We start from the raw sequence: 7,513 nt of genomic DNA on the forward strand, positions 1-7,513 counted from the left end.
TAAGAAACAATTAAGAAGATTTTAAATAATTACTTATATACTATATTTAGTAATAAAAAATAATTTATAAAGGAGTGTTTTAGAGATCAGTTTTCAAATTAAATTTTTAATGTGATAGTAAATATTAAGATTAAAACGGAGGGAAGAGATTTCTATGATGAAAAGTTATATAATACCAATGATATTATCATTTTTTCTAATAACTATTTTAAATATTTTCTTAAATAAAAATAGTAAGAGTCTTAAAAAGAAAATAGGATGGCAACATTACTTTTTGGGATATCTTTTTATATTATATCTTATGATTTCCTTAATAGATGTAGTCGGAATTCCTACTTTGAGCGAATGGAAAAGACTTTCAAGATTAAACAGGCCAATATTTAATCCCATTATAAATTTAGTGCCTTTTAACGATGGACTTGAGCTTTCAGCAATACTTAATATAATACTTTTTATGCCTTTTGGATTTTTATTGCCAACATTATGGAAAAAGTATAGAACATTATTGCCCACAGTATGTAGTGGAATATTATTTTCAATTATTATTGAAATTGCTCAATTGTTTGTCCAATTTCGTGCATCAGATATTAATGATTTAATAATGAATACCCTAGGAACTATTTGTGGTTGGATTATTTTCAATATTATTAGTGAGTTTTTTCATGAACTTGCCAATAAAACAGTAGTTGAAATTTCTTCTAAGGATAGTATGGTTATTAAATTAGAACCTTATCTATACATTGCAATTCCAATTATAAGTACGTTTTTGAGTTAATAAAATGATACTCTTATTTTTAAAAGGGTTACTTTAGATGTGTTATCTTTAGATTACTGTATTACAAGTAACTGTTAGATTTAAAGAATAGTGTTTATAATATTACATTTTTAATTTAGGCTATGTTTAAGATAAGTGTTGAAAATTTATATTTTCTGAATATTTGGGTACAATAAGACTATATAAAGGATTACGGAGGTATTATTATGCCAAGTGTAGCGTCAGTAAAGAAAGATTTAGATGCTTTAGGAACAACAGGACAGGAAGAAATATTAAATTATCTTGAAGAAGTTATTGTATTAGGTTCTTTTGCTACCGAGGTTACTAACGAGGTTAAAGAGAACCGATTCTCCAAGGGAAAAGTCTGCCCCCACTGTGGACATGAGGAAGTATCAAGAAATGGCAAGTTCAATAGCAAACAAAGATATATCTGTAAGTCCTGCCGAAAGACCTTTACTGATTTTACACGTTCACCCCGTTACAACAGTAAGAAAGATATTAAAAAGTGGATATTATATTCTAAATGTATGATAAATGGTTATTCCATAAGAAAATGTGCAGAGATAGTTGGGATTAGTGTGCCTACATCTTTTTATTGGAGGCATAAGTTTTTAGACGCTATCAGAGTGTATATGGGTATTGGTAATGTTGGTGGAGTTATAGAAGTTGACGAGGCGTTTTTCAGAGAATCCTTTAAAGGAAATCATAAGAAAAGCACTACGTTTATAATGCCACGAGAACCTCATAAACGTGGAGTAAAAGGCAGTAGGAGTAGTAAGGATGAAAAGAGAAAAAGAGGTATATCAAAGGAGCAGGTCTGTGTACTATGTGCCATTGATAGAGTGGGAAATATTATGACTGAACTAATATGTAAAGGTAGGATGAAACATACAGATTTAGAAAGGCTATTTACAGGCAGGATTGAGGATGAATCTATCCTTTGTACTGATTCACACAAGAGTTATATTAGATTTGCACAAAATTTAGGTGTTGAACTACAACAAATTAAACGTGGGAAGCATAAGGAAGGCATTTACCATATACAGCACATAAATGCTTTTCATAGCAAACTAAAAGAATGGATGTATAGTTTTCATAGTGTAGCCACAAAATATCTTGCTAACTACATGTACTGGTTTAAATGGTTACAGTTTTTTAATACAGAGAAGGATACTGTAAAAACCAAACATTTATTAGTCCAGTCGCATACATCTCATTCTGATACAAAGTTAAAAGATTTTAAAATTAGGGAAGCAATTTATATTTAATTATGTTAAATATTTGAATAATCACATTACTATGTTGTATAATTAAATACAGACACAATAGTAGATTAATGTGGCTATAAAAGATGTAAAACAACTCAACAAATAGTAATTTATAGAGGTGATTTTTATGGAAGACTTAGTATTAAAGAAAGTAGCAATAGAATATGGTGATGACATATTCTCATATAAGAATGAGTTTATTAAAAATAATGAATCAATGGATGGAACAGGTTTCTTAAGAAATTCGAATTCACCACAAGAATATATTGAAAAGTCATTATTGAATGAAACAGAAGAAGTAGATGGAAGAAAAGTTACATCAACACAATTATTAGCAATTAGGAAAAGTGATAATTGCATTGTAGGAATGATACAAATAAGGCATTTTTTAAATGATTATCTTTTACAATATGGTGGACATATAGGATATTCTGTAAGAAAGTCTGAAAGAAACAAAGGATATGCAAAAGAAGAATTAAGACAAGCATTAATTTATTGTAAGGACATATTACAACTAAGTAGAATTTTACTAACTTGTGATAATGATAATTTGGCTTCTCAGAAAACCATATTATCCCAAGGTGGAAAAAAAGAAAATGAAGTATTAATTAAAGATGAGAATTGTGTTGTTGAACGATATTGGATAGATTTATAAATTCCAATTTGTAGGGCTGATGTAACATAATTTTAGATTCAGTTCTGTCGTATCTTTCTTTAAATATGAATTAATGGAAGCCATTTTTGACTTCCATTAAAAATTGCCATATTATCAACACTGTTATTAAACATAGCCTTAATTTAATATTATTGTTAGCGAATGCCATTCGAACTTAGTTCTTCTAATTTACTAGAAGAACTTCCATGAATATTTTATTACTTAGTATTTATGAATGGTAAAATCGTAAGCAACACAACTTGTTTGAGTGTATACGAGTTATTGTGTTGTAGATTTTATCTTGAATAAATGCTTTAGTAAATCAATATTCCGAAACGGCTGTGCGTTAATAATATAAGAGATTATTCAATATTTATTTAGACTAGCTTATTTTACGAAAGCTTCTTTTCACCCTTAAAAACAAAAGGTGCTGTCTTGTCTAGGAAATATATCCCACTTTTAGATAGCACCTTTTTTATTATATTATATGTATTAAAACTTCCATTAATGGCTAATTAATAACCTTAGATTTTTCCTTCCTTTAACATATTAGTTAAATCATCAAGCATTAAATTAGCGGCTTTTATACCACCTGCTGTATTCCAAATAGTATCGTCTACTTTATAAGCTTTATTATTTTTTACAACATTTAGAGATTTAAACATCGGATCATTTAACCACTCTTCTTCTCTAGCAAGACCTTTACCATCCCCTAGTTCATAAGTAAAGTATAACATTACATCTCCATCAGCTTCATTTAATCTTTCCTTGCCTATTTCATTAACGAAGTCTGTTCCTTGTTGAGCTGCTGGTCTTTTAAATCCTATTTCTTTAAGAATAGTTCCAGAGAAAGTATCTCCAAGGTATATTCTAGTTTTTCCATCCATAAATCTCACAAGTGATATTTCATTATTTAATTTATCACTATAAGTTTCTTTTATAGAAGTAATCTTACTTTCATATGCTTGTATAGCTTTCTCACCTTCAGATTCTTTATTTAAAACTTCAGCATAGAATTTAAAATTATCCTTCCATTCGCCTCTTATTGTATCTGAATAAACAGTTGGTGCTATTGCACTTAATTGGTCATATATTTTTTCATGTCTCATTTTATTTCCAATTATTAAATCAGGTTTTAAAGCAGCAATTGCTTCTACATTTGGTTCTGTCTCCTTACCAACAGGCTTAACATCTGTAAGTTCACTTTTAGTATGTTCATACCAATCACCAGTAAAACCAGTTACAGCTCCAACTGGTTTTACACCAAGGGTAAGAAGTGCTTCTACACCCTCATTAGTTAATATAACAACCTTCTTTGGATTTTCAGGAATTTCTGTTGTTTCCATAGCATGTTGTATAGATATAGTTTTAGAATCTGTTGTATTTTCTGTTTTATTAGAGCAACCAACAAGTAAACTTACAATTAGCATACTTGATAAAATTGCATATAATAATTTTTTTTGCATTTGTCATTCCTCCTAAAATTTATTATGGATTTTATCACTTAATTATGATATCATGTTTGAGAAAGATTATCAATAACAAATGATATCATTTTTCAATATTATAAAGCGGAGGAGTTACATGAAAAACATTCTAAAAAGTAATAGCGGTAGATGGCTGTTACTTATATTACTTACAATATTCACTCTTATATTATGTTACTTAAGTATTACTAAAGGATTTATACCTACATCTTATGATACTTTAATAGATGCATATAAAGATTTTAATAATTCTCAAGAACATATAATCATAAGGACTTCAAGAATTCCAAGAACATTAAATTCTCTTCTAGTTGGAGGAGCTCTTGGAGTATCTGGACTTTTAACTCAAGGACTGACTAGAAATAAATTAGCCTCGCCAAGTATCTTAGGTATAAATTCAGGAGCAGTATTAACTTTGGTTATAGCTCTCACATATTTTCCTAATGTATCTTCACTAGGACTTGCCTGGTTAGCCTTTTTAGGTGCACTAGGATCTTCTCTACTAGTTTATTTATTATGTGGAGGTCTTTCAGGTGACATAAGGCCTATGGACTTAACATTAGGAGGTACTGCTTTAGGTGCACTATTCTTTTCCTTAGCACAAGGTATTTTATATAAAAATGAGGCTGCACTTGAGCAGGTTGTTTATTGGATGACAGGTTCTGTTGAAGGTAAGAAATTAGAACTAATAGTTAAATTTATTCCAATAATATTAATAGTAATAGTATTTACGTTGCTTATCGGGAAAAAATTCAATGTATTTTCATTAGGAGAAGAAATGGCAAGGTCATTGGGTATGAAAACTCTATATTTTAAAATAGTTATAATAGCTATAGTTGCTATTTTATCTGGTGTATCTGTGGCTTTGGCAGGTCCAATAGCTTTCATTGGACTTATAACTCCACATATAGTACATAAATTTATTGGAACTGATTATAAATGGCTAATACCATTTTCTATATTAACAGGAGCATCTATACTATTGCTTGCAGATATAATGTCAAGATTTATAATTTATCCAAAAGAAGTCCCAGTTGGTGCTTTAACTGCACTTATAGGTGGTCCTTTCTTTATATATGTTGCGAAAAGGAGGACCAGACAATGATAAATATAAGTAAAAAAGCTATTAAGTTAAGTGCGCTTTTACTAGGGATTACTATCTTAATGATATTTTTTTCATTATGCCTAGGTGAAGCTATGGTAGGTCCATTAGATGTACTAAAGAGTATATTAGGAATAGATACAGGATTTTCATCTATTTTAGTTACGAAAATAAGGTTACCAAGAGTTCTTGTTGCCTTTTTTGTTGGAGCCTCTTTAGCATTATCGGGAGCTATACTTCAAGGAGTGGTTAAAAATGATTTAGCATCTCCAGATATATTAGGTGTAGTTAATGGAGGTTCCGTTGGAGCATTGGTGTTTTTAACTATTTTTATAGATCCTAAGAATAATTCATTAACAACATCTATATTATATATGCCTATATTTACTTTTATATTTTCATTTATAGCTTTAATGTGCATTTTGCTTATAAATGGAAAATCTTCTTCAACAAATAAATTAATTATAATAGGAATTGGAGTCTCTGCTATTGCTAAGGCCATAACTAATATTCTTATAATAAATGGACCAATAATTTTTATAAAAGAAGCTACAACTTGGATAACAGGAAGTATATATGGTGCTAACTGGACACATGCAATACTGATTATAGTAATATTTAGTATTTTCGCTACATTAACATTAATATTTGTTAAAGATTTAAATCTTCATCAGCTTGAAGATGAAGTTGTAATAGTCCTTGGTAATAAGCTACATAAAAGCAGGATAATACTCTTAGGCATTTCTGCTGCATTAGCAGCAGGAGCTGTAACTATTGGTGGTGGTATATCTTTTGTAGGTTTAATAGCTCCTCACATTGCAAGAAAATTGGTAGATTCAAAGTTTGAAAATGTAATCCCACTTTCAATACTTATAGGTGGAATAATAACATTATTAGCTGACTTTGTATCTAAGTGGTTATTTTATCCACAGGATTTACCTATAGGTATATTTACAGCTTTTATAGGAGCACCTTACTTTATATACCTTTTAGTTAAAAAAAGAAACTACAAAAGGGGATGATAGAAATGATAAAAGCAAAAAATTTAAAGTTATGTTATGATGAAAAAATTATATTAGATAATATTAATATAAATATAGAGAAAGGAAAAATTACTGCCTTAATTGGCTCTAATGGATGTGGAAAATCTACATTAATAAAGGCCATAGCAAGAATACTTAAACCTAAAAATGGAGATATACTCATGGAGGATAGAGATATTCTTAAAATGCCTTCAAAGGAAGTTGCCAAGCTTATGTCCATGCTTCCTCAAAGTAGTAATGCTCCAGAAGATTTAACTGTCTATGATTTGGTGAAACAAGGAAGATACCCTTACCATAATTTATTATCATTTTGGAGTAAAAAGGATGAAAATCTAGTTTTAGAAGCCATAAAAAAGGTTGGACTTATAAACGATAAGGATATAAGTTTAAATAACCTATCTGGTGGTCAAAGACAAAGGGCTTGGATTGCATTATCTTTAGCACAAGATACAGATATCATCCTTTTAGATGAGCCTACAAATCATCTAGACATAAAGTATCAGCTAGAAATTTTAAATATTTTAAGAAATTTAAATGAAAAAGAAAATAGAACCATAGTAATGGTTATTCACGATATAAATCATGCATTAAAATATGCTGATAATATAGTTGCTATAAAGAATGGAAACATATTGGATCAAGGCCCTAAGGATGAGATTATAAATGAAAAACTTATAAAGGATGTCTTTGATGTTGAATGTAATCTTATTAATTCTCCTATAGATAACTGTAAATTATGTGTACCTTTTATTTAAGTTTTATAACGAAAACATATTAAGATATAGTTATTCGTATCATAATATGATGTTATTATTGAGGATTTCCACATCCTTTTGTTATACATAGATTTAAAAGTTATCCCTTATTGTAACTTAGATAAACTATTTTATAATAGGGAATAACTTTTTTATTAGTATAATTCTATTGCTATTTATTTTTCATATTTTTATATACTTAAACCTAACTTCAAAATTGGAAAATCCCTAAAACCCGCATGACCACAACAACTATTTTAATAGTTATATATTTCTATAGTTAAATAGGTTCATTATAAAAATTAAGGATAGACTAAAATTTAAAATGTACCCTAAGTCAAGGACATTTTATAAAAAGACCCTAAGATAAAAGATGATTTCTGTATTGAACAGGAGTCATCTTTTTTAAGTTCCATTGGCATCTATAC

7 protein-coding genes are annotated in these 7,513 nt (G+C 29.0%); 6 read left to right on the forward strand and 1 reads right to left on the reverse strand.

The window, feature by feature from the left end; genetic code table 11:
• The first annotated feature begins 154 nt into the window (after positions 1 to 154).
• From ACTNBA_RS16285 to ACTNBA_RS16295, 3 genes are all read left to right on the forward strand, one after another.
• On the forward strand, positions 155 to 775 hold the full coding sequence (locus ACTNBA_RS16285) for a VanZ family protein (protein WP_441075366.1): 621 nt from the start codon (positions 155 to 157) through the stop codon (positions 773 to 775).
• A gap of 206 nt (positions 776 to 981) precedes the next feature.
• Positions 982 to 2,043, forward strand: coding sequence for an IS1595 family transposase (locus tag ACTNBA_RS16290; protein ID WP_441075367.1), 1,062 nt, complete (start codon positions 982 to 984; stop codon positions 2,041 to 2,043).
• Between the two features lie 127 nt (positions 2,044 to 2,170).
• Entirely contained in the window at positions 2,171 to 2,698 is a 528-nt protein-coding gene (locus ACTNBA_RS16295) for a GNAT family N-acetyltransferase (protein WP_346931260.1), read from the forward strand.
• A 524-nt stretch (positions 2,699 to 3,222) separates the two neighbouring features.
• Here the strand turns inward: ACTNBA_RS16295 and ACTNBA_RS16300 are convergent.
• A complete protein-coding gene (locus ACTNBA_RS16300) occupies positions 3,223 to 4,164 on the reverse strand; it encodes an ABC transporter substrate-binding protein (RefSeq protein ID WP_441075368.1) in 942 nt (313 codons plus the stop codon).
• A gap of 118 nt (positions 4,165 to 4,282) precedes the next feature.
• On the opposite strand from ACTNBA_RS16300, the gene ACTNBA_RS16305 reads away from it, so the two are divergent.
• The 3 genes from ACTNBA_RS16305 to ACTNBA_RS16315 are packed head-to-tail and all read left to right on the forward strand — an operon-like array spanning position 4,283 to position 7,085.
• Positions 4,283 to 5,290, forward strand: coding sequence for a FecCD family ABC transporter permease (locus ACTNBA_RS16305; protein ID WP_441075369.1), 1,008 nt, complete (start codon positions 4,283 to 4,285; stop codon positions 5,288 to 5,290).
• Entirely contained in the window at positions 5,287 to 6,309 is a 1,023-nt protein-coding gene (locus ACTNBA_RS16310; protein WP_441075370.1) for a FecCD family ABC transporter permease, read from the forward strand. The genes ACTNBA_RS16305 and ACTNBA_RS16310 overlap by 4 nt, the downstream gene beginning before the upstream one ends.
• 5 nt (positions 6,310 to 6,314) lie before the next feature.
• Complete coding sequence (locus ACTNBA_RS16315; RefSeq protein WP_441075371.1) at positions 6,315 to 7,085, forward strand: ABC transporter ATP-binding protein; 771 nt, start codon at positions 6,315 to 6,317, stop codon at positions 7,083 to 7,085.
• Positions 7,086 to 7,513 lie beyond the last annotated feature (428 nt).

The organism is Clostridium sulfidigenes, from assembly GCF_052067195.1.
GTDB classification, from domain to species: domain Bacteria; phylum Bacillota; class Clostridia; order Clostridiales; family Clostridiaceae; genus Clostridium_J; species Clostridium_J sulfidigenes.